The sequence below is a fragment of the Clostridium sp. C105KSO13 genome (genome assembly GCF_001517425.1).
Lineage (GTDB): Bacteria > Bacillota > Clostridia > Lachnospirales > Lachnospiraceae > Muricomes.
The window spans coordinates 15,519-42,098 of record NZ_FBWL01000154.1 but is presented as its reverse complement, the minus strand read 5'-3'; the positions used below and the strand labels follow the sequence as shown (position 1 = coordinate 42,098).

At 43.8% G+C, this 26,580-nt stretch carries 22 protein-coding genes and 1 tRNA gene; 19 read left to right on the top strand and 4 right to left on the bottom strand.

The genetic code is table 11. The features are described 5' to 3' along the window. Nucleotides 1-30: 30 nt before the first annotated feature. The 6 genes from BN3456_RS04655 (at nt 31) to rpiB (ending at nt 5,796) form a co-directional block, all read left to right on the top strand. Nucleotides 31-1,548 (top strand): sugar ABC transporter ATP-binding protein, encoded by a 1,518-nt coding sequence (locus BN3456_RS04655; RefSeq protein ID WP_089982975.1) that lies wholly within the window; start codon nt 31-33, stop codon nt 1,546-1,548. 1 nt (nt 1,549) lies between these two features. Continuing rightward, nucleotides 1,550-2,614 (top strand): ABC transporter permease, encoded by a 1,065-nt coding sequence (locus BN3456_RS04650; RefSeq protein ID WP_089982974.1) that lies wholly within the window; start codon nt 1,550-1,552, stop codon nt 2,612-2,614. Then, a complete protein-coding gene (locus tag BN3456_RS04645) occupies nt 2,614-3,633 on the top strand; it encodes an ABC transporter permease subunit (RefSeq protein ID WP_089982973.1) in 1,020 nt (339 codons plus the stop codon). The genes BN3456_RS04650 and BN3456_RS04645 overlap by 1 nt, the downstream gene beginning before the upstream one ends. 151 nt (nt 3,634-3,784) lie before the next feature. Further along, the gene (locus BN3456_RS04640) at nt 3,785-4,282 is read left to right on the top strand and encodes a C-GCAxxG-C-C family protein (protein ID WP_347457800.1); all 498 of its coding nucleotides are present in this window, start codon (nt 3,785-3,787) and stop codon (nt 4,280-4,282) included. A 16-nt stretch (nt 4,283-4,298) separates the two neighbouring features. Beyond that, entirely contained in the window at nt 4,299-5,252 is a 954-nt protein-coding gene (locus BN3456_RS04635) for a TDT family transporter (RefSeq protein WP_089982972.1), read from the top strand. A 94-nt stretch (nt 5,253-5,346) separates the two neighbouring features. Continuing rightward, on the top strand, nt 5,347-5,796 hold the full coding sequence (rpiB, locus tag BN3456_RS04630; RefSeq protein ID WP_089982971.1) for a ribose 5-phosphate isomerase B: 450 nt from the start codon (nt 5,347-5,349) through the stop codon (nt 5,794-5,796). A gap of 98 nt (nt 5,797-5,894) precedes the next feature. Here the strand turns inward: rpiB and BN3456_RS04625 are convergent, their stop codons facing one another. Beyond that, nucleotides 5,895-6,692 carry an HAD family hydrolase gene (locus BN3456_RS04625; RefSeq protein WP_089982970.1) on the bottom strand — a complete coding sequence of 266 codons (798 nt, stop codon included), beginning with the start codon at nt 6,690-6,692 and terminating at the stop codon, nt 5,895-5,897. 195 nt (nt 6,693-6,887) lie between these two features. Between BN3456_RS04625 and BN3456_RS04620 the strand changes: the two genes are divergently transcribed. Both BN3456_RS04620 and glmM read left to right on the top strand, forming a co-directional pair. Beyond that, nucleotides 6,888-8,300 (top strand): NAD(P)/FAD-dependent oxidoreductase, encoded by a 1,413-nt coding sequence (locus tag BN3456_RS04620; protein ID WP_089982969.1) that lies wholly within the window; start codon nt 6,888-6,890, stop codon nt 8,298-8,300. 180 nt (nt 8,301-8,480) lie between these two features. Beyond that, entirely contained in the window at nt 8,481-9,830 is a 1,350-nt protein-coding gene (glmM, locus tag BN3456_RS04615) for a phosphoglucosamine mutase (protein WP_089982968.1), read from the top strand. A 63-nt stretch (nt 9,831-9,893) separates the two neighbouring features. On the opposite strand, the gene BN3456_RS04610 is transcribed toward glmM, so the two are convergent. From BN3456_RS04610 to BN3456_RS04600, 3 genes are all read right to left on the bottom strand, one after another. Beyond that, entirely contained in the window at nt 9,894-12,482 is a 2,589-nt protein-coding gene (locus tag BN3456_RS04610) for a PEP/pyruvate-binding domain-containing protein (RefSeq protein ID WP_089982967.1), read from the bottom strand. 102 nt (nt 12,483-12,584) lie between these two features. Beyond that, complete coding sequence (locus BN3456_RS04605; RefSeq protein ID WP_089982966.1) at nt 12,585-13,346, bottom strand: N-acetylmuramoyl-L-alanine amidase; 762 nt, start codon at nt 13,344-13,346, stop codon at nt 12,585-12,587. 195 nt (nt 13,347-13,541) lie between these two features. Then, entirely contained in the window at nt 13,542-14,828 is a 1,287-nt protein-coding gene (locus BN3456_RS04600) for an HlyC/CorC family transporter (RefSeq protein ID WP_089982965.1), read from the bottom strand. Between the two features lie 209 nt (nt 14,829-15,037). Here BN3456_RS04600 and murB point away from each other — a divergent pair, with 209 nt between their 5' ends. The 11 genes from murB to BN3456_RS04545 all read left to right on the top strand — a co-directional run bounded on the left by murB (nt 15,038) and on the right by BN3456_RS04545 (nt 26,574). Next, the gene (gene murB, locus BN3456_RS04595) at nt 15,038-15,943 is read left to right on the top strand and encodes a UDP-N-acetylmuramate dehydrogenase (protein ID WP_089982964.1); all 906 of its coding nucleotides are present in this window, start codon (nt 15,038-15,040) and stop codon (nt 15,941-15,943) included. Between the two features lies 1 nt (nt 15,944). Then, nucleotides 15,945-16,823: an RNase adapter RapZ gene (gene rapZ / locus BN3456_RS04590; protein WP_089982963.1), complete on the top strand. Its 879-nt coding sequence runs from the start codon at nt 15,945-15,947 to the stop codon at nt 16,821-16,823. A gap of 10 nt (nt 16,824-16,833) precedes the next feature. Beyond that, nucleotides 16,834-17,793: a DNA-binding protein WhiA gene (whiA, locus tag BN3456_RS04585; RefSeq protein WP_089982962.1), complete on the top strand. Its 960-nt coding sequence runs from the start codon at nt 16,834-16,836 to the stop codon at nt 17,791-17,793. Further along, a complete protein-coding gene (locus BN3456_RS04580) occupies nt 17,790-18,044 on the top strand; it encodes an HPr family phosphocarrier protein (protein ID WP_089982961.1) in 255 nt (84 codons plus the stop codon). The genes whiA and BN3456_RS04580 overlap by 4 nt, the downstream gene beginning before the upstream one ends. Before the next feature lie 168 nt (nt 18,045-18,212). After that, on the top strand, nt 18,213-19,139 hold the full coding sequence (locus tag BN3456_RS04575) for a diacylglycerol/lipid kinase family protein (RefSeq protein WP_089982960.1): 927 nt from the start codon (nt 18,213-18,215) through the stop codon (nt 19,137-19,139). An 83-nt stretch (nt 19,140-19,222) separates the two neighbouring features. Further along, nucleotides 19,223-19,294: transfer RNA gene (locus tag BN3456_RS04570), tRNA-Glu, on the top strand. Between the two features lie 123 nt (nt 19,295-19,417). Next, nucleotides 19,418-20,284 carry a class II fructose-1,6-bisphosphate aldolase gene (fba, locus tag BN3456_RS04565; protein WP_089982959.1) on the top strand — a complete coding sequence of 289 codons (867 nt, stop codon included), beginning with the start codon at nt 19,418-19,420 and terminating at the stop codon, nt 20,282-20,284. A 236-nt stretch (nt 20,285-20,520) separates the two neighbouring features. Beyond that, entirely contained in the window at nt 20,521-22,635 is a 2,115-nt protein-coding gene (locus BN3456_RS04560; protein ID WP_089982958.1) for a glutamine synthetase III family protein, read from the top strand. A gap of 219 nt (nt 22,636-22,854) precedes the next feature. After that, complete coding sequence (locus tag BN3456_RS04555; protein WP_089982957.1) at nt 22,855-24,558, top strand: ABC-ATPase domain-containing protein; 1,704 nt, start codon at nt 22,855-22,857, stop codon at nt 24,556-24,558. A 173-nt stretch (nt 24,559-24,731) separates the two neighbouring features. Next, on the top strand, nt 24,732-25,724 hold the full coding sequence (locus BN3456_RS04550) for an ABC transporter ATP-binding protein (RefSeq protein WP_089982956.1): 993 nt from the start codon (nt 24,732-24,734) through the stop codon (nt 25,722-25,724). Next, nucleotides 25,708-26,574 carry an ABC transporter permease subunit gene (locus BN3456_RS04545; RefSeq protein WP_089982955.1) on the top strand — a complete coding sequence of 289 codons (867 nt, stop codon included), beginning with the start codon at nt 25,708-25,710 and terminating at the stop codon, nt 26,572-26,574. Before BN3456_RS04550 ends, BN3456_RS04545 begins: the two co-directional genes overlap by 17 nt. Nucleotides 26,575-26,580: the final 6 nt, after the last annotated feature.

The following is a 26,580-nucleotide window of genomic DNA, read 5'->3' as shown; positions in this document are numbered from 1 at the left end:
GAAACATAGTAAGAAAGAGGTGAGCCCCGAATGGAAAATAATATTGTATTGACAATGAAAGATATCTCGAAAACGTTTCCCGGAGTGAAAGCACTGCAGCATGTAGATTTTACACTGAAAAAGGGAGAGATACATGCACTGATGGGGGAAAACGGTGCCGGAAAATCTACATTGATTAAGGTGCTGACGGGGGTGCATGATTTTGAATCCGGCGAAATACACATGGCGGGAATGGAAAAGCCAGTTGTGAACCGTTCGCCCCAGGAAGCCCAGAATATAGGCATAAGTACAGTTTATCAGGAGATTAATCTATGCCCGAACCTGACCGTAGCAGAGAATCTTTTTATCGGAAGGGAACCGAGAAAGGCAGGTATGATTGACTGGAAAACCATGAATAAAAGGTCTGGAGAGATATTGCGGAATTTAAATATAGACGTTCCTGAGACACAGAACCTGGAAGAGTGCTCCATTGCAAATCAACAGATGATTGCTATTGCCCGCGCAGTGGACATGAAATGTAAAGTGCTGATACTGGATGAACCTACATCATCTCTGGATGACGAGGAAGTAGAAAAGCTGTTCATGCTTATGAGAAAACTGAAAAATGAAGGTGTAGGAATTATATTTGTAACACACTTTCTGGAGCAGGTCTATGCAGTATGCGACAGAATTACAGTACTTCGAAACGGAGAACTGGTGGGAGAGTATGAGGTGAAGGAACTTCCCAGAGTCATGCTTGTTGCAAAGATGATGGGTAAGGACTTTGACGACCTGGCAGATATAAAGAGTGCCCACGGCGAAAAGAATTATAAAAATGCGGAAACTATTGTAGAGGCAAAAGAGCTGGGGAGAAAAGGAACCATTAAACCTTTTAACCTGAAAGTACGCAGAGGAGAAGTTATAGGGCTGTCCGGTCTGCTCGGCTCCGGCCGCTCAGAGCTTGTGAGGGCCATCTACGGTGCAGATAAGCCAGATACGGGAGCAGTGGAGATTAAGGGGAAACCCGAAAAGATCACCACTCCTTTGGATGCAATGAAAAAGGGAATGGCCTATCTTCCTGAGGACAGAAAAAGGGATGGAATTATTCAGGATTTGTCTGTGCGTGAAAATATCATTCTTGCGCTTCAGGCAAAACGAGGTATTTTTAAACCCATGAGCCGAAAAGAAATGGAGGAAGCTGCAGACAAATATATTAATCTTCTACAGATTAAAACTGCCAGCCGTGAGACTCCGGTCAAGAGTCTCTCAGGAGGTAATCAACAAAAAGTGATTATTGGCAGATGGCTATTAACGAATCCGGAATATTTGATACTGGATGAACCTACGAGAGGAATTGATATTGGAACGAAGACGGAGATTCAGAAGTTAGTGCTGGATCTGGCAGATCAGGGTATGGCAGTAACATTTATTTCTTCGGAAATTGAAGAAATGCTGCGTACCTGTTCCAGAATGGCAGTTCTGCGCGACGGCAGGAAGGTAGGAGAACTGGAAGGCAATGAATTGTCTCAGGATGGAATTATGAAAGCAATTGCCGGAGGTGAAGAATAAGATGGAAAAGAAATGGAATATAAAGAAAATAACGGGTATGCGCCTGTTTATGCCTTTGGTATGTCTTCTGGTTGTGCTTCTGGTCAATGTGATTACTACACCGGGATTCTTTAAAATCTCTGTAAATAATGGGGTGCTGTATGGTTACATCATAGATGTGATCAACCGTGCCTCTGAGCTTGTTGTTCTTGCGGTAGGTATGACCCTTGTGACAGCAGCCTCCGGAGGACAGGACATCAGCGTGGGTGCTGTGATGACAGTTGCGGCCGCTCTGTGCTGTCAGATACTTTCTGGTGGTGCAGCTTCCACCACCGCATTTCAGAATTCCTTTGTTCTGGCAATTATTGTCGGCCTGCTGGGTGCAGCACTGTGTGGTGCTTTCAATGGATTTCTTGTTGCAAAGCTAAATATACAGCCTATGGTTGCAACTCTGATTCTCTTTACGGCAGGCCGGGGGATTGCACAGTTAATTACAAAGGGACAGATTACCTATGTAAGGGTAGGTAGCTATAAAATACTTGGAGGCTATATTGGGAAATGCCCGATTCCCACACCTATTTTCGCAGCAGTGCTTGTCATTCTTGTTGTACATTTGATATTGAAAAGGACAACACTGGGATTGTACATAGAAAGTGTCGGAATTAATTCAACAGCCTCCCGGCTGGTAGGCTTGAATTCCACAATGATAAAATTTCTGACTTATGTTATCTGTGGTTTACTGGCAGGGGCAGCAGGCCTGATTGCCTCAAGCCGTATCTATTCCGCAGATGCCAACAATATTGGACTGAACCTGGAAATGGACGCTATTCTTGCTGTAGCTCTGGGCGGCAATGTTCTAGGCGGCGGTAAGTTCAGCCTGATGGGCTCTGTAATCGGGGCATATACAATACAGGCACTAACGACCACCCTTTATGCGATGAACGTGTCCGCAGATCAGCTTCCGGTATATAAAGCAATAGTTGTTGTCATCATTGTTACATTACAAAGCCCTGTATTTAAAAAGGCACTGTCATCTTTAAAAGCCGGGCACAAGGAAAAAACAGCAGCGGAAGGGGGGAATCAATAATGAAGAGATTAACCAACAGAAGAAAAATAAACGGCAGCACTTACCTGCTGATGATTACGGTCCTCCTGTTTATAGTGATGTATGGAGCCGGCATGATTGTCTTTGCCTCCAAGGGGTTTGCAAAACCTCAGATGTTCCTGAATCTGTTTATATCCAATGCAGGCCTTTTGGTTATTGCAATGGGGCAGACAATTGTTATGATTACAGCCGGAATTGATATTTCCGTAGGTTCCGTGACTGCTCTGGTATGTATGGTGGTGGCAAATCAGATGGAGAACCATGGGACCAGTGCTTACATGGCAGTTGTAATCGCTCTGGCCATCGGCCTTGCGTTTGGACTTGTGCAGGGAGTACTGGTAGCCTATCTGGATATCCAGCCATTTATTGTAACTTTGGCAGGACTGTTTTTCGGAAGAGGGATGACCTCCGTTGTCAGTACAGATATGATTTCTATTAAAAATGAGACCTTCCTGAAATGGGCAAATTATAAGATATATCTACCTATAGGATCCTATAGTAAACGAGGTAATTTTCTACCAGCTTATATTTACCCCACCGTTGTAATTGCACTGCTTGTGCTTGTAGTTATCATCATTATTATGAAATATACAAAATTCGGCCGTTCAGTGTATGCAATCGGAGGAAATGAGCAGAGTGCTATGATGATGGGGCTGAATGTGAGAAAAACAAAATTGAAAGCGTATCTGCTGGATGGTTTTCTGGCTGGCCTCGGTGGATTCTTATTCTGTCTCAATAGTACCGCAGGGTTCGTTGAACAGGCAAAAGGACTCGAGATGGACGCTATTTCTTCGGCTGTTATCGGTGGAACTCTGCTGAGCGGCGGTGTGGGCACCCCCTTTGGAACCCTGTTCGGGGTCCTGATAAAGGGAACAATTTCCAGCCTGATTACAACCCAGGGTACGTTGTCAAGCTGGTGGGTAAGAATTACGCTGTCTGCCCTCTTATGCTTCTTCATAGTACTGCAGTCAATCTTTGCAAGCGTAAAAAAGAAAAAATAATGATACGTTATCATTATTTCATTATACTTTGATAGAGCGCCGCCTATAGGCTAATTCTATAGGCGGTGCCTTTTTATGGGAATTATTAATAAGACAACAGATGAGTAAAATGTTATGATTATAGCAGTATAAACAAAAGACTGGAGGAAATATGGAAATGAATGTAAAACAGGAAATCAGCCTTAGTAAGGTACAAAAAGATGCGGAGGAGAATTTCAAAGGAGGATATTTTTGCTGTGAGGCACTGATGGCATCTATCCGGGATAATTTTGAACTTGATGTGCCAAGGGAAGTGATTGCCATGGCTTCAGGCATGGCAGTCGGAGCAGGAAAGTCAGGATGTATGTGCGGAGCTTTAAACGGCGGGATTCTGGCTCTGGGAATGTTTTTTGGACGGACTGAACAAGGAGGTCCTCAGGACCCGAAAGTGGTGAAGTGTATGGAACTCACTAATGAACTGCATACATGGTTTAAGCAGGCTACAGGTAAAAACAGTGTCTGTTGCCGCGTACTGACTAAGGAATTTGATATGAGCAAAGGTGAGCATAAGAAACAATGTATACGCTATACAGGCCTTTGTGCATGGAAAGTGGCAGATATTATAGTGCGGGAACTGGGCTTGACTAACCAGGATGCAAAGACAGCGTAGATCGGAGGTATGAAAAATGAGCGCTATTATAAAAAAAGTACCGGTGCCTCTTAGCGGTGTTATGCTGGGAACAGCAGCACTTGGAAATTTGCTGCAGAGCTATTCGGAAGGAATTCGCAGTATATGCGGAATTGTGGCAGGGCTTCTTTTGATCCTGCTTCTTCTGAAGCTGATTATGTTCCCGAATATGATAAAAGAAGATATGAAGAACCCGATTATGGCAAGTGTGTCAGGAACCTTTCCTATGGCTTTGATGCTTCTCAGTGTATACGTGAAGCCATTTATCGGAAATGTAGCATTGGCTATCTGGTTTCTGGCAATATTGCTCCACATTGCATTGATTATTTACTTTACTGTGAAGTTTATTTTCAAGCTGCAGATGCCGAAAGTATTTGCCAGCTATTACATTGTATATGTGGGTATAGTCACTGCGGCTGTCACAGCTCCTGCTTATGAACAGCTTTCCATCGGAACGGCGGCGTTCTGGTTTGGTTTAATAGTGCTGATTATACTGCTTATGCTGGTTACAATGCGTTACATCAAATATAAAGATGTTATGGAGCCGGCAAAACCATTGATCTGCATTTATGCGGCACCTGTAAGTCTTTGTGCTGCAGGATATGTTCAGTCTGTAAATCCCAAGTCATATGGTCTTTTAATGGGAATGTTTATAGTGTCAGGTATTTTGTACATATTTGCCCTGATAAAAGCTGTAGGATATTTGAGGCTTCCATTTTATCCCAGTTACTCAGCTTTTACGTTTCCGTTTGTAATCAGTGCCATTGCATCTAAGCAGACAGCTGCCTGTCTGGTAAACATGGGTCGCCCGATTCCGGCGCTAAAGTATGTAGCGCTTATTGAAACCATCATTGCGGTCATACTGGTAGTGTATACACTTGTAAGATTTTTAGGTTTTATTTTTGTCGGGACACCTGCAGAGAAATCCGGCAAAGTACCAGCTCTACGCTAGTATATCAGGTTCACTCTTGACAATTTTCTTATCCTGGTAGAGAATAATACTGTATTACTGATTTTGAAAGGTACTCTAAAAGGAGAGGAATAAGATGACAATAGGTATAGGAAATGATCACTCAGCTCTGGAAATGAAGGCTGCGATTATTAAACTTTTGAAAGAAAGAGGACATGAGGTTGTGGATTACGGTACGGATAGCGCCGAAAGCACGGATTATCCTATATATGGCGAGATTGTCGGACGTGCTGTCGTCAATCACGAGGTGGATCAGGGGATATTAATCTGTGGTACCGGACTTGGAATTTCATTATCTGCAAACAAGGTCAAGGGTGTGCGTGCCGCGGTATGCAGCGAGCCCTTTACAGCCCGCATGGCAAGGATGCACAATAATTGCAATATACTGGCCTTTGGTTCCAGGGTAATCGGAATAGAGCTTGCAAAGATGATTGTGGAAGTATGGCTGGACACCGGCTTTGAAGAGGGCGGACGGCACCAGCGAAGAGTGGATATGATTACTGAAATCGAGGAGAGATGGGAGTAAAAAAGTCCGTGCGGCCCCATGTATCTGGGTCATGAAAAAGGCTACGGCAGGTATCATAACAGAATAGGGAGCCATAAAGGCTCCCTATGAGATGTCTCTTAATAATCTTGCTCAGCAGCCAGGTCTTCAAGGACTTCCTCCACAGAATCCGTAACATAAGTAGAATAGTAGGCAATCCCCGGCGCCGCATTTGACATCGCATAGCTGGTGCCGGCGAGCTGAAGCATTTCCACATCGTTGTACTGGTCTCCAAAGGCCATGCATTCTTCCGGCTTTACATTAAAAAGATTCAATAGATTCTGCAGAGCGGTTCCTTTGTTGGTGCCCGGTGCGATGAAGTCAATCCAGAGATTCCCCGAAGTTACAACTTTTATCTCATCACCGAACATATCCTGAAGGTATTTAAGATACTTATCTACGATATGGGGACCTTCTGTCATATTACAGATGGCAATTTTTAAAATAGGACCTTCAACCTTTGAGACATCCTCCACAACCTGTGTAGTATTTTTCATTACATTTACGATGTGGTTGACAAATGCCGGGTCATTATTCTCTATAAAGCAGGCATCTTGTCTGGACAGAAGGATCTCAAAATCCTCCTGTTTTTTAATTTCCGCAATGATTCTTGCCGTCAGATCCCTGGTAATTGTAGCCCGGGATATGACCTTTCCCTGATGTAAACAGATGGAACCGTTCTCTGCTACATAAGAAATGTCATCTTTAACCTCATCGAATAACCTTCTCAGGTTGTCATACTGCCTTCCGCTGGCAGCCACAAAATGTATGCCCTTTTGTATAAGTTCATGTATCAGTTCTATGGCACGGGGAGTGAGTTTCTGCGCGTCACCCTGAAGGAGTGTGCCGTCCAAATCACTTGCCACTAATTTAATCATAAAAACCTCCAATAATATAATACCAGGTATCAAGGGTCAAAATACCTTTTGACTCTTACATTATAATATCCTATCTTTGCAGAAAGGTTGTACTTCTTATATATTACCCTAAAAATGGCGGATTGTATAGCCTTGTTCTCCGGGAAAATGTATGGTACTATCCTATAGTAGGAAAAAAGAAAGCAGAGGGATAACATGAATCAATATGATGTAGTGATAATAGGTGCCGGTCCATCCGGTATTTTCTGTGCATATGAATTAAAACGTCAGAATCCGGATATAAAGGTACTGATGATTGAGAAGGGCCGCTCCATCGAGGAGAGAAACTGTCCCAAGCGAAAAACAAAGGTCTGTGTGGGCTGCCAGCCCTGTTCCATTACAACGGGATTCGCAGGGGCCGGTGCATTTTCGGATGGAAAACTGTCCCTGTCACCGGATGTAGGCGGAACCCTGCCGGAAATCCTGGGCTATGAAAAAGCAACGGAACTGATCAATGAGGCGGACAACATTTATCTACAGTTTGGTGCAGATAAGAAGGTGTATGGCATCGAGGATCAGCAGGCAATCACAGATATCCGTACAAAAGCAATACGGGCAAATTTAAAGTTAATTGAGTGTCCAATCCGTCATCTGGGAACGGAAGAGGGTTACAAGATATACACCCGTCTGCAGCATCATCTCCTGGATGCAGGTGTGGAGATTCTGTTTAGAACTATGGTGACAGATATTATTATAGAAGATGGTGCAGCCAGGGGAGTTATTACAGATAAGGGTGAGACTTATTATGCACCGGAGATTGTTTCCGGAGTAGGCCGTGAGGGATCTGAATGGTTTTCTCATGTGTGCAAGGGACATAATATTGAGACAAAAAATGGAACCGTGGATGTAGGTGTCCGTGTAGAAGTCCGGGATGAAATCATGAAAGAATTAAATGACAAGTTGTATGAGGCAAAGCTGGTATACTACACACCGACCTTTGATGACAAGGTAAGAGTGTTCTGTACAAACCCATCCGGAGAAGTAGCCACAGAGTATTATGAAAACGGGCTGGCAGTTGTAAACGGGCATGCCTATAAGTCGCAGGACATGAAGACCCACAACACGAACTTTGCCCTTCTGGTGTCCAAGAATTTTACGGAACCGTTCAAATCTCCTATTGAATATGGCAAGCAGATTGCCCAGTTGGGAAATATGCTCAGCGGGGGCCGTATTTTGCTTCAGAGATATGGGGACTTCAGAAGAGGAAGACGGACTACGGGAGAAAGACTGGTGCGCAACAATATCACGCCGACCTTGAAAGACGCAGTGCCTGGCGATCTCTCCCTTGTATTTCCTCACCGAATTATGGTAGCCATCGATGAGATGATAAAAGCGCTGGACAATGTCACACCGGGAATCGCCAGTGATGAGACACTTTTGTATGGTGTAGAGGTGAAATTCTATTCAAATAAAGTTCTTGTGAATGAAAAATTTGAGACAAATATTAAGGGACTTCGCGCAATGGGAGACGGTGCTTCCGTGACAAGAGGGCTGCAGCAGGCATCAGCCAACGGACTGTGTGTAGCAAGAGCAATCTTAGAAAAAGGTTGTATATCACAGGGGAATTAAATATAATGTTAGTGATAACAGTTCATCCATTCGAATCGAGCTTATGGCTGAACTGTAATGACATACTTAGCAACCGTATTTTGGTTGTTTAACAAGAATGGTATCCTTGGAGTGCAATAGAGCTGCCCTCCTGAAGTGCTGATGACGGTATCAAAAACAATATATAAGAAGGTAAAACATATGGGAAAATATTTTGGAACAGACGGTTTTAGAGGCGAAGCTAATGTAGTACTTACTGTAGAGCATGCTTTTTTGGCAGGCCGATACCTGGGCTGGTATTTCGGACGTGAGCATAAGGCCAGAATTGTAATTGGAAAAGATACAAGAAGGAGCAGCTATATGTTTGAATATGCGCTGGCTTCCGGCCTTACGGCATCGGGTGCAGACGCTTATCTGCTCCATGTGACCACGACTCCTAGTGTGTCTTATGTAGTGCGTACCGAAGATTTTGACTGTGGAATTATGATTTCTGCAAGCCACAATCCGTTTTATGATAACGGCATTAAGATTATTAACGGACAGGGCCATAAGATGGAAGCAGAGGTAGAAGAGAAGATTGAAGATTATATCGACGGGAAGATTGAAGAACTGCCTCTTGCGACAAAAGAGAACATAGGCCGCACAATCGATTACGCCGCCGGAAGGAACCGCTATATCGGACACTTGATTTCCCTTGCAACCCGATCCTTTAAGGATATGAGGATTGGTTTGGACTGTGCAAACGGAAGTGCTTTCAGTATTGCCAAGAGCGTTTATGATGCATTGGGTGCCAAAACCTATGTTATAAGCAACGACCCGGATGGGACAAATATTAACACAAACTGTGGTTCTACCCATATAGAGGAGCTGCAGCAGTTTGTGAAAGACAATAAGCTGGATGTAGGATTTGCATTTGACGGCGATGCGGACAGATGTATTGCTGTAGACGAAAATGGAAATGTGGTAAACGGAGATCTAATTCTGTACATCTGTGGAAAATATCTTATGGAGCAGGGGCGTCTTGCGGACAATACCATTGTCACTACCGTAATGTCGAATCTTGGACTTTATAAAGCCTGCGACAATATTGGAATGAAATATGAGCAGACCGCTGTGGGGGACAAATATGTGTATGAAAATATGCTGCAGAACGGTTATGTGCTTGGAGGCGAACAGTCTGGTCATATTATCTTCAGCAAATATGCAAAAACAGGAGACGGCATCCTGACTTCGCTGATGCTCATGGAAGTCATTATGGAAAAGAAACAGACTCTGGCACACTTGTCTGAGGAAGTAAAGATTTATCCCCAGCTGCTGCAGAATGTACGGGTGACAGATAAGAAAACCGCAAGGGAAAATCCGGCAGTGATCAAGGCGGTGGAAGAAGTGACAGAAGCACTGGGAAGTGACGGCAGGATACTTGTACGTGAAAGTGGAACGGAGCCGGTTCTCAGGGTTATGGTAGAAGCGCCTTCTGATGATATCTGTGAAGAGTATGTAAAGAAGGTAGTAAAAGTATTGGCAAAAGAGAAGCTGATCGAAGAGGCTTAACACAGAAGAACACTAATATATATAAGATAGTAGACACATAAAGAGCTGCCATAGTTATTGCAGCTATGACAGCTCTTTGTCAGTGCAAATTAGTTTCTGCTCCAAAATATCTGAATAGATTTCTCCCCCATCGTCACCCAGATCTGCCACATGTATCACATCGGAATAAATCACTTCTTCCTTGGTATCCTTCAACAGGTTCTCCAATACGTTTTCTTTTGCAAGTATTTTAGCCTCATTAAAATAGACCTTTGGATCTTTTTGAAACAGTGCAGCATAAAAAATATCGGATTCTACAATATCCTGAAAAAAATGGCTTCCGTAGGATAATTCCGGCATCAGGCCCAGACTGTCATAGGAAATCTCACATAGGACATCCATATTGCAGAGATCTGTAAAGCGGACGGGTACACCCAGTGACGGCGTGGTAGTGCCCCAGCGACCGGGACCCAGCAGGATGGCGTGCTTATTTTTTAACAGATGATTTAGTCTTCCTATCTGATTGGCTATAGCATATTTCTGTGAATCATTTAATTTCAGGTAGGGCTTGATTTTGACGAAGACAATGTATTGCACCGGGAGCCGCACATTCCCTCCCATAAAATTTCCGGCAGAAGTAAAATAATAATGGGATTTGTCCAGATCTTTGGGGAACTCGATTGTTTTTTCCAGTCCTCTGGTTTGGAGCGGGCGGCATTGGAGCAGGTTAATCCGGTAACGCTCCTTATCTTTAAAATTGCAGGTAAATTCAATGTCCACAGGGTAATCGTAGACTGTAGACAATATAGTTAAAATATCTTCCATAACTTTTGCGAAATCTGTGTGCCGCAACAGATGGGAAAAGCTGGCAATATACGGAATCTTCCGGCCCTTCTGCCCGGTTTCTCTGAATTGTCTTGCGAGTGCATGGTCCGGTTCCAGAAAAAGGCGGATATTGGTTTTCAGGGCAAGCCCTGCGGCTTCTTCCAGAGAAATAGTTTGAAACGTATTTTCTGACAGGTTGATTACGTCCACATAATGCTGGGAAAACTTGCCCTCGTCCCCGTAGGTAAGCAGGGGTGTCCTCTCTGGGTTATCAAGCGCAATAATCCTGGGGTAATCGGTATTCACCCTGTCTACGGCTCTGGTGCCCATTCCAAATACGAGGCGGAGCATGCCTTTGGAAGGATCAGTGTTTTTATCCCAGACAAACAGATTTGAGGAATTTCCAACGCCTGCACAATGAGGGAAAAAGTAATTTCCGTGGTAATCCCCCGATACTCTCTGCACCAGCAGGGCCATCTGCTCATCCTTTTGTGCCAGACCTCTGTTAAGTCGGTATTCCAGCGCATCTCGGTTCATAGTGCTGGCATACACTATACGGACGGCCTCCATGAAAGCATTGTAACGTTCCTGGGGTGTTCCCTGATTGGGACAGAAAACACTTTCATACTTTCCGGCAAATGCATTCCCAAAATTATCCTCCTGGAGGGAACTGGAGCGAACGATGATGGGAGACTGCCCGAAATATTCCAGCATCAGCATAATCTGCTCTTTAATGGTAGTCGGGAAATTTCCGGCCATTAACCTTTCCTGAAGACTGGGGGCTGCCGAAAAATATTTATCCTTTTTTTTCTGTTCCATGCGGAGATGCCAGCAGCCATTCTGTACGATATAAGTGTAGAAGACATCGGAGCCTATATAATAAGAGTCGTGCATTTCCAGATAGTCTTTACATATGTAAGGCGTCCTTGTCTCCAGAATTTTCCGCGCAAGCAGCATACCTATTGACTTTCCGCCAATATATCCTGTTCCGATTTCACGGCCTTCGACTTCAATCAGATCCTTTAAAGTAAAATATTCCTGGCACAGAGAAGCAATACGGGATTTCTTTCCAATCAGGAGATTAAGAAGCCTATCTTTTACAGGAGTCTGTTCTGACAAGGGGGCGTCCAGATAGGGCTTCGCTTCCTCAAAAAGAATATCCCAGTAGTCCAGTTTCTTCGTCTGAATCTGCAGTGTGGAAAAGAGCTCAGCAGTGCTGGCACTGTCGGTAATACATTCTGCCCCGGACTCTGTCACCAGGTGGGGAAGAAACATAACCGGGGAATAGCGTTCCCATACTTTTAAAGGGTGAAGGTAATATTGTTGGTCGATGGTATATAGATTTAGAAGGACCTGGGTGACTTCCCTGATACGCGCAACAGTGTCCTGTGCATGGGCACTTCTATAAAGGGCAAAATATGCAACTGTATCCAGTTCAAACAGATAAGGACAGGTGACCTGAAAGAAGTTCCCTGTCATGAGATCAGAGCACCAATTCTTCTGAAGTTCACTCAGACAGTCAAACACATAAAAAACCTGCCGTCCTTCAAAGGTAATTATCCGGTAAACTGCGCTGGTGAAGGACTCGAACCCCACCCCTGCATTGAGTGTATATATTTGAAAATCAGCTTCGGCGCTTCGGAGGGCAGATTCGTCCACCAGCCGGGGATGATCTCCGAAATGTATGTAAACAAGGCGTCTGTTATCCTTCACTGCCTGATGCACAAACCTATTTACGGCAAAGGTATAAGCCTCTAAAGAATCCACCTGCCAGACTACATTGTCACCGAGACGGAGAAAATCAATTACGATATCTGCTCCCTGAAGACCTGTACTTACACGATTCATAGGCACCTCCCAATCTATTGAAAAACTTTAATCAATATCAGTGTACCATAAATAAAAATAAGCCGGTAGCCCAATTTTTAAGGACTATCGGCTTTTAAGGGATCATTCACTGATAATGATTGTGGGATATCCAGCTCTTTTCAGACGCTGCTCCATTGCTGTTGCGTCTTCCAGTGTATTAAAGTGTCCTACCCGAACTCGCATAAGACCGTTGGATGTATCAATGTAAGCGGGGAAGTCCTGTTCCAGCAGTTCGTTTAAAAAACGATTTGCATAGGTAGGATTGCGAAAAGCGGCTGTCTGAACACTATATTCCATAGAAACAGTAGTGCTGCCGGCGTTTAGCGTATCGGAGATTCCGTCAGCGATTGCCTGAGCAATTTCGTCAAAGGAATCGTCGAACAGCTGATTGTCTGTATTAGAGTTGATAAAGCCAACCTCTACCAGCACAGCTGGCATCCGTGTGCGCCGGAGGACAACGAGGTTAGGGCGGGCTGTGATTCCCAGGTTTTCGAATCCTACATCCGCAAGCCGTGCATTGATATTTTCTGCCATCTGTAGTTTGATTCCCTCTTCATTGTAAACGAGAGATTCCACCCCCGATACTACATTATCGGTAGGAAATGAATTGCGGTGAATAGAAACAAAATAGTCCGCTCCGGCATTGTTGGCCTGCATGGCTTTTTCATAAGGTGATTCATAAACATCTGTGGTTCTTGTGTAATCCACGTCAAACCCCTGGCTTTCCAGGATTGGACCAAGAGCAAGTACAAGACGCAGTGTGTCGTCCTTTTCCTGCCGTCCGTTGTATACGGCTCCAGGGTCACGGCCGCCGTGACCGGCATCTAACATGATTGAAGGCATAGACAAAAAGTCCTTTCATAATTGTTCTATTTTATGTTATGTAGAAATATGAAAGAAGTTCCTTTATTTTTTGATATTGCTATTTCCTGGCTGGATGGTGTAAATCTTTAATTCAAAAGAAGAATACGACCTCAAGTTAAGAATTCAGCTGTGCTATAGCATAAAAAGAGCAGGACCCCAAAACGGCCCTGCTCTTTAGACATCCTCTGCTGTCCTGTCTTGCGGCAGATATACATGGACCCCTTCTATACTATTCTTATCGAGACATTCTACAACCAGCCGGATTTTGTTTTCTGTTACAACCTCATCTCCGACTTCGGGAAGCCTGTCCAGATACTCGATGATTAATCCGCCCAGTGAATCATAATCTTCGGATTCCAATTCAAGGTCCGGTTCCAGACCTAACCGTTCATTCACATCGTCCAGGCTCAGAGAACCTTCCACTATATATTCGCTTGCACCAAGTTTCTTTACAAACTCTTCCTCATGGGCATCGTATTCATCACGAATCTCACCCACAATTTCCTCCAGTATATCTTCCAGTGTAATCAGTCCGGCTGTCTCGCCGTATTCATCAAGAACAATCGCAATACTAAAAGAAGCATTTCTCATCTCTACCAAAAGCTCAGAGACATTTTTATATTCATAAGTGAAGTATGCTTCACGCACTATGTCTCGCACACAGAAGTTCTCTTTACTTTCGAATAACAGCAGATCCTTCATGTTGATGGTACCGATGATATTATCTGTGGTTTCTTCATATATGGGAAGCCGCGTGTGTTTATCTTCTTTGAAAATAGCAATCAGTTCTTTGTAGGTGCTGCTTATATCTGCAAATGTCACATGAATACGCGGAACCATAATATCTTTAGCACAAACATCTCCCAGATCAAATACATTGTTGATTATTTCTTTTTCCTCGGGTTCAATGACCCCGTCTTCATGCCCCACATCTACTATAGTACGCAGCTCTGCCTCTGTTATTGCAGTGCCCTTTGTGTCAGGATCAACCCTGAATAAGAATAATATTCCCCGGGAGATAATATGGATAGTAAAAACAAAAGGTGTCATTAACAGCATAAAAACTTTTATTATACGTGCGTAAGACAACGAAAGTCTTTCTGAATTTGAAAATGCAATGTTTTTAGGTGCAATTTCACCAAATACAAGAATTGCAACAGTAATGACTGCGGTTGCAATACCGACCATGTAGCCGCCAAAATCATAAGCCAGTGTAGCCGATAAAGTGGAGGCGGTAATATTGACAATATTATTGCCGATCAGTATAGTACTTAACATCTTGCGTGATTGGTTGTCTAGTATATCCAACACCATTTCTGCCCGTCTATTTCCATCGTCGGCCAGGGAGCGCAGGCGGATTTTGCTGACAGTCGTAAGTGCTGTTTCTGCAGATGAAAAAAAGGCAGACAACATCAGTAAAAAAATTAAAATGATAAATCGTATGGCATCACCCGAGTCCAATTATATATTCACTCCTTCATTTCTCTATTTATCTTTACTCAAAGCATGTATACACAGTAAATATACATCATTTGTTAGTCTTTTGCAAGCTGCGGATTCCTGAGCTTTTGCAGTAAATGTGAACCGGCAGATGAACAGTTTAGTTGAATTTCCAAAGGGTTTGTTGTATGATTGGAAAAAGAAGAGTTCAAAGGAAATGAGGAACATCTATGATTTTATATGAAGAGCTGTGTAATATACTGGGAGAGAAAAAAGTAATCGCAGACGAACCTATGAGCAGGCACACTACATTTCAGGTAGGCGGGTCTGCGGACTATTTCGTGATGCCGGAGAACCCGGAGGAAATAAAAGAATTGATTATTTTTCTAAGGCGCGAGGACATTCCATATTATATTTTAGGCAATGGAAGCAACCTGCTGGTTGGAGATAAGGGATACAGAGGAGTTATCATATACTTGTACAAGAATCTGAACAGGGTCAGAACACAGGGAAATCGTATTTATGCACAGGCCGGAGCGCTGCTTTCTAAAATTGCGGCAGAGGCACTGGACAAAAGCCTGGCGGGCTTTGAGTTTGCTTCAGGTATCCCTGGGACTATGGGTGGAGCCGTTATGATGAACGCGGGAGCTTATGGCGGTGCAATGAGTCACGTTCTGGAAAGTGCCACCATTTTGACTCAGGAGGGAGAAATGAAGACACTGTCAATGGACGAACTGGAACTGGGGTACAGGACCAGCATTATTGCAAAGAACGATTATTTGGTCCTTGAGGCAGTTATTGGCCTGAAGCCGGGAAATGTGGAGGAGATTCGTGCTCTTATGGAAGAGCTGAAAGAGAGACGCCGGACGAAGCAGCCCCTGGAGTACCCAAGCGCAGGAAGTACATTTAAACGCCCGGAAGGATATTTTGCAGGGAAGCTGATTGACGATGCAGGCCTGAGAGGTTTCCGTGTGGGGAATGCGCAGGTTTCGACGAAGCACTGCGGATTTGTGATAAACTTAGGAGGGGCAACGGCAAAAGAGGTTGTTGAGTTAATCAATCAGGTCATAGACAGAGTAGAGGCTGCATCAGGTGTAAGATTGGATCCTGAAGTGAAGCGCATAGGAGAGTTTTGACATGAGATTTGTAATTGTTACTGGCATGTCAGGAGCGGGGAAATCCACAGCCTTAAAGGTTCTGGAGGATAAAGGATATTTTTGCGTGGATAATCTTCCCATACCTCTGATGATCAAATTTGCAGAAATGTTTTCCACTCCGGATACCGAAATTGATAAGGTCGCATTGGGTATAGATATCCGGGGCAGTCAGGCTTTTAAAGGGCTGGAAGAAAAGCTCGCTCAAATTGACAAAATGGGAATACACTACGAAATTCTATTTTTGGATGCGGCAGATGATGTTCTTGTAAAAAGATACAAAGAAACCAGACGTCAGCATCCTCTGGGCTGTATGGGGCATATTGATGTGGGTATCGCAAAAGAAAGAGAGAAGATTGCGTTCTTAAAAATGCGGGCTGCGTATATACTTGATACAAGTAAGATGCTGACAAAGGAGCTGAGGCTTGAACTTGAAAAAATTTTTGTAGAAGGAAAGGACTTCAAGAATCTATATATCACAGTGATGTCTTTTGGGTTTAAATATGGAATTCCCAGAGATGCTGATTTGGTATTTGATGTTCGTTTTCTGCCAAATCCGTATTATATTGAAGAGTTGCGTCCGAAAACCGGAAACGACCCTGAGGTTCAGGGTTATGTCATGGATAATGATAAATCCAGGGAATTTTTGGATAAGCTGACAGAGATGATTGATTTTCTTATTCCGAATTATATCCTGGAGGGTAAAAATCAGCTGGTAATTGCTGTGGGATGCACCGGCGGCAAGCACCGTTCGGTAACTCTGTCGAACGTTTTATACCAATATCTGGAGCCCAAGGGAAGTTATGGGGTGCGTATCGAACACCGTGACATTGGGAAAGATGTAATAACAAAGGCGAAATAGGGAGAACAAGATGTCATTTTCAGGGAAGGTGAAAGAAGAACTTTCAAGACAGTTAAACACGGCAAGGCATTGTCAGATTGCGGAACTGGCAGCATTGATCAGCCTGTGTGGTTTAGTATTTACTGATGATTATGGCCGTCACAGCGTAAGAGTTCATTCGGAAAATCTCTCTGTTGCAAGAAAGTGCTTTACATTAATAGAAAAAACATTTAATATAGAAGCTGATATCTCTATCCGAAGAAACATATCGAAGCAAAGTGTTTCATATGCTGTGATTGTAAAGGGGCATAAAGATGCACTTCGTATCCTTCAGGCGGTAAAGCTGGCAGATGGACACCAGGCGGATGTTGTAAGGGTTCACAGTATAAATCCACTGGTCATACAGCAGACTTGCTGCAGACGCTCTTTTATCAGAGGCGCTTTTCTTGCCGCAGGCTCGATGAGTGATCCAAACAAGTCATATCATTTTGAGATTGTCTGCGCTTCTGAAGAACTTGCATATCAGATTCAGGAATTAATATGCGGATTCGCTATGGATGCAAAAGTTATCCAAAGAAAAAGGTCGTATGTTGTGTACCTGAAGGAAGGTTCTCAGATAGTAGATATATTGAATATAATGGAAGCGCACATCTCTTTGATGGAATTGGAAAATGTCAGGATTCTGAAAGAAATGCGCAACACAGTAAATCGTAAGGTAAATTGTGAGACTGCCAACATCAACAAAACGGTATCAGCCTCTGTGAAGCAGATGGAGGATATTACATATCTGAGAGATACGATAGGTTTTGGAAAATTGACGGAGGGACTTGAGCAGGTAGCGCTTGCCCGTCTTGCTCACCCTGACGCGACCCTGAAAGAGCTGGGGGAACTTTTATCACCGCCCGTTGGAAAGTCTGGCGTAAACCACAGACTTCGCAAACTGAGCGAAATGGCAGAACAGGCAAGGCAAAAGCAAGGAGGATTATTATGATTGAAACACCGGTTGTTGTAAAACATGAAGAAGCACTGGACGGAAGACCAATCGCATTGTTAGTACAGGAGGCAAGCCAGTACGCAAGTAAAATATTTATCCAGGTGAATGGAAAGAAAATCAATGCAAAGAGCATTATGGGGATGATGAGTTTAAGCATTACAGACGGCGAAAAGCTCACAGTAGTGACAGACGGAGAAGATGAACAGAAAGCTGCAGAAGGAATCAAGACATTCCTGTGCAAGGAATAGCAGTTGGAAGAACTGTTACTTTGAAAATATAATAAAGAGTGAAAAGAGGTTGTGCTTTTGTACAGCCTCTTTTATAATGATGTCATACAAGGAAGATGAACGGTGAACCATTTCCCTCTTCAGGGAATTCGCAGTACCTGTTTTGTCATAGTGGAGGACTTACAATATATGAAGAGAATGCTGTTTATTTACAACATCAATGCGGGCTTAGGCCTGCTGAAACCTAAATTATCCGAGGTATTGGATATTTTTGTTAAAGGGGGGTATGAGATCACTGTATACCCTACTCAGCGTTACCATGACGCACTTGCGAAAACATTTTCGTATGAAGAAGACTATGATGTAGTGGTCTGCAGCGGCGGTGACGGGACTCTGGGTGAGGTGGTGACCGGCATGCTGAAAAGAGAGAAAAAGGTTCCCATAGGCTATATTCCGGCGGGTACAACGAACGACTTTGCGAACAGCCTTCATATTTCGAAGAATTTGCTGGAGGCAGCAGATACCGCAGCGAACGGAGTCCCCTTTTCCTGCGATGTGGGTGTATTTAACGATGATTTTTTTGTCTACATTGCAGCTTTCGGCCTTTTTACAGATGTGTCATATGAGACAAAACAGAGCATGAAGAATGTACTGGGGCATTTGGCTTATGTACTGGAGGGAACAAAGCGAATTTTTAATATTCCTTCTTATCACATTAAAGTGATCCATGATGGCGAGACAATCGAGGACGAATTTGTGTATGGCATGGTGACCAATTCACGGTCTGTCGGCGGCTTTAAGGGCATTATCGGCAAGGATGTGGTGTTCGATGACGGGCAGTTTGAAGTCACATTGATCAAGACACCAAAGAATCCAATAGAATTAAATGAAACTATTGGTGCACTTGTACTCAAACAAATTGACTCTAAGCACATGTATTCGTTCCGCTCCGGCGAGATCCATTTTGAGTCAGTGGAAGAGATCCCATGGACACTGGATGGCGAGTTTGGCGGTGAGCATGATGAAGTGGTGGTAAAGAATATGAAACAAGGTCTGCAGATTATGGTAACAAAGAAAAGTATTCAAAGACTTTCTGGAAATGGTGAAATATCATAATAAAAATTTTTTTAAAATAGTGCTTGCATAAGCGGACAAGGTATAGTATAATTAAATTCGCTTGTGAAAGCGCTATAGATTAAGGCTCCGTGGTCAAGCGGTTAAGACGCTAGCCTCTCACGCTGGAATCAGGGGTTCGATTCCCCTCGGAGTCACTGAACCAATTACCGGGAATGTCCATTTCATTGGATATCTCGGTTTTTTAATTTTCAGATTGTCTTTTTTCCTTTGATAAGCTATAATAAGAAAAGATTTGACAGAGAAGTGGAGGATATAATATGTTAGTATCAGCAAAAGAAATGCTTCAAAAGGCAAAGGCCGGCCACTATGCAGTAGGTCAGTTTAACATTAACAACCTGGAATGGACAAAAGCTATCCTGGCAACAGCTCAGGAATGTAACTCCCCGGTAATTCTGGGTGTGTCCGAAGGGGCCGGAAAATATATGACAGGATACAAGACGGTTACAGCTATGGTGAAAGCTATGCTGGAAGAGATGAACATTACTGTTCCAGTAGCACTTCATTTGGATCATGGCAGTTATGAAGGATGTCTGAAGTGTGTGGAAGCAGGGTTTTCCTCCATTATGTTTGACGGGTCCCATTACCCGATTGAAGAGAATGTGGCTAAGACTAAGGAACTTGTGGACATTGTAAAAGAACATGGAATGTCTCTGGAGGCAGAGGTCGGCTCTATCGGAGGCGAAGAAGACGGAGTGATCGGAAGAGGTGAGTGTGCCGATCCCCAGGAGTGCAAGATGATAGCAGACCTTGGAATTGATTTCCTGGCAGCGGGAATCGGCAATATCCACGGCAAATACCCTGAAAATTGGGAGGGATTAAGCTTTGAGACTCTGGATGCTATTCAAAAGCTGACAAAAGATATGCCTCTGGTGCTTCATGGCGGAACAGGTATTCCGGATGATATGATTAAAAAAGCTATTGACTTAGGAGTCGCAAAAATTAATGTAAATACTGAATGTCAGTTAACTTTTGCAGCAGCAACACGTAAATATATCGAGGCAGGAAAAGATTTGGAAGGAAAGGGCTTTGACCCACGCAAACTGTTGAAACCAGGTACGGATGCAATTATTGCAACTGTAAAGGAAAAGATGGAATTATTCGGCTCAGTCGGAAAAGCTGAATAAAATTTAAGATTTTACTTGCCTTTTTTTGACGGTTGAGGTATACTAACACACGTAGATATGAACGAAGGCGTTCCAAGATGACTTGGAGTGCCTTTTTATTTTCGCGAGTGACGAGCCCGATGCACATATGTGTATATTCCTTGGCAGCCACCGTGATAACAAGCGAAACTCGATAATCGTGTTTCGGCTTTTATAGAAAACAGGATTCACATATAGCGAAGAGGAAGGAAGGAATTATGAGCGCAGAATTGATCAACGTTGCGGATATTTTTGGGGAAAACGTGTTTAATGATACTGTAATGCAGGAACGTTTGCCAAAGAAGGTCTACAAAAACCTGAGAGAAACAATTGAGGAAGGGAATGAACTGGATCTTGCGACTGCTGATGTGATCGCACACGAGATGAAGGAATGGGCGATTGAAAAGGGGGCAACCCACTACACACACTGGTTTCAGCCCATGACAGGAGTGACTGCCGAAAAGCATGATTCTTTCATTTCTGCGCCTCTTCCAAGTGGCAAAGTGCTGATGAGCTTTTCTGGGAAAGAATTAATTAAGGGAGAACCGGATGCGTCATCATTTCCGTCAGGCGGGCTTAGGGCAACGTTTGAAGCAAGAGGATATACAGCCTGGGATTGTACATCACCCGCATTTATAAGGAAGGATGCGGGAGGGGCAACGCTTTGCATACCCACAGCGTTTTGCTCATACAAAGGTGAGGCATTGGATCAGAAAACACCTCTTTTGAGATCTATGGAGGCGATTTCCGTTCAGGCATTAAGGCTTCTCTGTCTTTTTGGAAACACTACTTCAAAAAGAGTTACACCTTCTGTCGGTCCTGAACAGGAATATTTCCTCGTGGATGCAGAGAAGTTTTTACAGAGAAAGGACTTAATTTACACAGGCCGTACTTTGTTCGGGGCAATGCCGCCGAAGGGACAGGAGATGGATGATCATTACTTTGGCACCATCCGCCAGAGAGTGGCCTCCTACATGAAGGATATAAACCAGGAGTTGTGGAAGGTAGGGGTTCCCGCAAAGACTCAGCACAATGAGGTGGCTCCGGCACAGCATGAGCTGGCTTCTATTTATTCGCCGGCTAATATAGCGGTAGATCATAATCAGCTGATTATGCAGACTATGAAGAGAGTAGCCTGCCAGCATGGTATGAAATGCCTGCTCCACGAAAAACCTTTTGCAGGTGTGAATGGTTCCGGCAAGCATAATAACTGGTCCCTGATTACAGATGATGGAATCAATATGCTGGATCCCGGTGTGACCCCTCATGAAAACACACAATTTCTGTTAGTTTTGATGTGTATTTTGAAGGCGGTCAATAAACATGCAGATCTGCTGCGCGAATCTGCCGCTGATCCGGGAAATGATCACAGACTGGGAGCAAATGAGGCACCTCCGGCAATCATTTCTGTTTTCCTTGGAGAGCAGCTTGCAGATGTGATGGAACAGTTGGTCAGCACAGGAGAGGCCACCCACAGTATAAAGGGCGAGAGGCTGAGGACCGGAGTCAGGACATTGCCCGGTCTTATCAAAGACGCCACAGACAGGAACAGAACATCACCATTTGCATTTACAGGGAATAAATTTGAATTCCGTATGGTTGGATCCAGGGATTCCATAGCGGCTCCCAACATTGTTTTAAATACTATTGTTGCAGAGGCATTTTCTGAGGCATGTGATGTGCTGGAGAAAGCAGATGACTTTGAGCTGGCACTTCATGATTTGATTAAGGAATATGCAACAGAGAACCAGGCAATTGTATTTAACGGCGACGGATATTCAGAGGCGTGGGTGGAAGAAGCCGAAAGACGGGGACTTCCAAACATTAAATCTATGGTGGAGGCTATACCTTCCATGACAACCAGGAAAGCTGTAAACTTATTTGAGAAGTTTAGTGTATTCACAAGGGCTGAACTGGAATCCCGTGCAGAGATTCAGTACGAAACATATGCGAAGGCTATTAACATTGAAGCACGTACTATGATTGATATGACGAGCAAACAAATTATCCCTGCAGTTATGAAGTATACAAAGACACTGGCAGATACAATTCTTGCCGTAAAGGAAGCGGGAGCAGATACATCTGTACAGTCGGAACTTTTGGAGAACGTTTCTGCGTTGCTGACCGAGACGAGAGATGCTTTGGAATCGCTGGTTAAAGTTACGGACGAAGCGGCACATAAAGAGGAAGGAGCTGTTCGGGCCAACTTCTATCACACAGATGTATTTCCGGCTATGGATGTTCTCCGCACACCGGTTGACAAGCTGGAGATGATAGTAGACAAAGAAGTGTGGCCGATGCCATCCTATGGTGATTTGATTTTTGAAGTGTAGGATTTACTTAAAAAGTTTATACTTTTACAACATTGCCGCAGGATGTCCTGCGGCTTTTTCTGCAATTAGGGAACAGGTTTATGGGAGCAATAAGGTTTGCATGGTCTGTAAAAAGAGGTATAATAGGACAGATAAAAAAGTATACGGAAACAGTATTCAGAATATTCTGAATATGGAGCGCAAAGGGGACTGACCCCTTTGAGGGAAGGAGTTTATAATATGCAGACATCTGCGGAGTTAAGAAATTTGCTGAACAGGATTGACCACAAGGGCTACCCTGCTTATAAAGATACAAGGGGGGTATATCGGTTTTCGGGATATGAGCTTTCTATTGATCATGTGCAGGGAGATCCGTTTGCGTCACCCTCTAAGCTGAGTATTCATATTGAGGGAAAGACAGCGGGCTTTCCGACAGAATTGTTTGAGACTGAGCACCGCAGGGCTGCGCTGCAGGATTACCTGACGCGGCAGTTTGGACACGCTGTGGAGCAATATGCTTTTAAGGCAAAGGGATCGGGAAAGAGCGGCTTGATCGCGGTGAGCCGCTGCGGACAGGAAATTTTGGAACGCACTGCATGTGTAATTGAGCCCAAGAGTGGAAATATGATTTTCAGGCTGGAAGTGGGCTTCCCGGCGAATGGAAGAACGATTCATGCAAGGGAACTGATGAAGATATTGTTTGATTTTCTTCCGGAAAGCGTAGAAAGGGCACTCTATTATAAGAATAGTGACAAGAAAAGGATTCAGCAGATGATATTTCTCGCGGATGATCAACAATTTATCAGGAAACAGCTGTCAAAGATGGGGCTGATTGCTTTCGTGGCAAATGGTTCAGTGCTGCCCAGAGAATCGGGAATTTCCTCAAAGCCTATGAAAGGGGCAGTTGTCTTTGAGTCTCCGGAGGAGCTGAAAGTGACAATGGATCTTCCACACAGGGGAAAGATTACCGGGATGGGAATACGTCGGGGTATCACTTTGATCGTGGGCGGAGGCTATCATGGCAAGTCGACTCTTTTAAAGGCACTGGAGCTGGGAGTTTACAATCATATTGCGGGTGACGGAAGAGAATATGTTATCACAGATGACTCCGCTGTAAAAATCCGGGCTGAAGATGGCAGGAGCATTAAGAAAACAGATATTTCCATGTTTATCAACGACCTTCCCAACGGAAAGGATACAATAAGATTTTGTACGGAAGATGCCAGTGGAAGTACCTCCCAGGCTGCAAATGTGATAGAGGCCATGGAGACAGGAGCAAAACTACTTCTGATTGATGAAGACACAAGTGCAACGAATTTTATGATTCGGGATGAACTGATGCAGAGGGTGATTCACAGGGACATGGAACCGATCACTCCGTTTATTGAAAGGATAACAGAACTATACGAGGAATATGGCATTTCGACGGTGATTGTAGCCGGAAGTTCAGGAGCATATTTCCACATTGCGGACTGTATCGTTCAGATGGATAGATATGTACCTAGAGACATTACATTGCCCGCAAAAAAAGAAGCAGAAAATTTTCCCATGCTTATGGGGCCGGAGGGAAAAGCTGGCAGACCTGTATTCTCCAGATGCCCGAGAGCTAACAACGTCTTACGCAAAGACAGCAGAATAAAAATGAAGACTATGGGAAAAGAGTCTGTGCAGATTAACCGGGAAACCATAGATCTGCGCTATGTGGAGCAGATCGTGGATAGTGAACAGGTGTCAGCTCTTGGGTATTGTGTGAGGTATGCGGAGAAACACCTGCTGGATGGAAAAAAGAATCTGCAGAAGATAGCAGAAGAACTGGAAGAGAAGATTAGGCGGGACGGACTGGCAGCGATATGCGAGAGCAATTCAAACATTGCAAATCTTGCTTTGCCCAGAAGGCAGGAAATTCATGCCTGCCTGAACAGATACCGAGGTTTGAAGCTGTAGAGAAAACTTATACAGAATAAATGACCCTGAAAATTCCACATTTACAACACAAATATTTCACAAAGTTCTGCTAACGTTAATGCCATGTGAAGGCTGAACCAGTGTGCCGTCTCCTTAATAATTCATGGGACAGTGCGCCAGGGCCCTAAATTATATCACAGGGAGGTAAAGACTTGATACAGGTAAAGAATTTAGTGAAAAAATATGGGGATCATCTGGCCGTAGATAACCTAAGTTTCAAGATAGAAAAAGGGAAAATCTATGGCTTTTTGGGGCCCAACGGGGCAGGGAAATCCACCACCATGAACATTATGACGGGATATCTGGGAGCTACAGAAGGGGAAGTGCTCATTGACGGGCATGACATACTCAAGGAGCCTACAGAAGCTAAAAAGTACATAGGGTATCTTCCAGAGATTCCTCCTCTGTATATGGAGATGACGGTTTGGGAGTACCTGGATTTTGTGGCAGAGCTGAAGGGAATATCAAAGGAAAAACGAGAATCTTCTGTGGAAGAGGTTTTAAAGCTTGTAAAGCTTCAGGACGTCAGGGAACGTCTTATCCGCAATCTGTCCAAAGGATATCGGCAGAGGACCGGGCTGGCGCAGGCCATAATGGGGTTTCCGGATATCATTATTTTGGATGAGCCAACAGTGGGACTGGACCCAAAGCAGATTATTGAAATCAGAGAACTGATTCGTAACCTATCGAAAAAACATACGGTTATCTTGAGTTCTCACATTCTGGCAGAGGTGAAAGAGGTCTGTGATTATATTATGATTATATCAAAAGGCAGGCTTGTTGCCAGTGACACTCCTGACAATCTGGAACATTTGCTGGATGATGCCGAGTCGGTGGAGATTCAGACGAAAACCGATCCCTCACGAGTCAGAAAAATATTGGAGCCGATTCATGAAATTTTATCTATAAAGATGGAAAAAAGATCGGATGGAACTACATTTGCATCATTGAATGTAAAAAAAAATGCGGATATAAGAGAAAAGATATTTTTTGCATTCGCGGATCAAAAATGTCCACTTCTTATGCTGAAAACAAATCGTGCGAGTCTGGAAGAAATCTTTCTGGAGCTGACACAAAAAGAAGAGGAGCCTAAATTAGAAATCCCAGAAGAGAAGGAGGCGAAAGCAGATGCTGGCCGTTTATAAAAGGGAACTGAAGGGATATTTTCAATCCATGATTGGATGCGTGTTTGTTGCATTTCTGGTAGGTTTTACGGGAATTTATTTTGTGGCGTATAATCTGAATGCGGGATACCCGTACTTTTCATATACTTTGTCAGGTTCGCTGATTGTATTTCTGGTAGGTATACCACTGCTCACGATGAGAAGCTTTGCGGAGGAACGAAAAAATAAGACAGATCAGCTGCTTTTAACTGCACCGGTAAGTCTGACTAAAATAGTATTGGGAAAATACCTGGCCATGGTTTCAGTTCTGGCTGTTCCGAATATTATTTTTTGTCTCTTCCCACTGATTATTAAACTACAGGGAATATCCTATCTGAAGGTGGACTACATATCAATCGGTGTATTCTTCCTGCTGGGTTGTGTATACATTGCTATCGGAATGTTTTTGTCTTCTCTGACAGAAAGTCAGATCATTGCTTTCGTGACGACCTTTGGCGTGCTGCTGGCCCTTTACCTGTGGGATGGAATCTTGTCATTCCTGCCAAGGTCGGCTTCCGGCGGAGTCATTGGAATTATCCTTATTTTGACAATTGCGGCAGCTTATATACAGCATATGACTGGAAACTGGCTGATAAGCGGTGCTGTGGAACTGACAGGAGCTGCTGTCTGCGTTATTACCTATATCATGAAATCCAGTCTATTTGAAAATATACTAACGAAAGTTCTTGGCAATCTTGCGCTGGCAAAATTTTTTACAGATATTACTTCAAATAACATTGTAAATGTAAGCGGAATCGTCCTGTATCTGTCTATTATCGCAGCATTTGTTTTTCTTACGATACAGACAATACAGAGAAGACGCTGGAGTTAGGAGGGG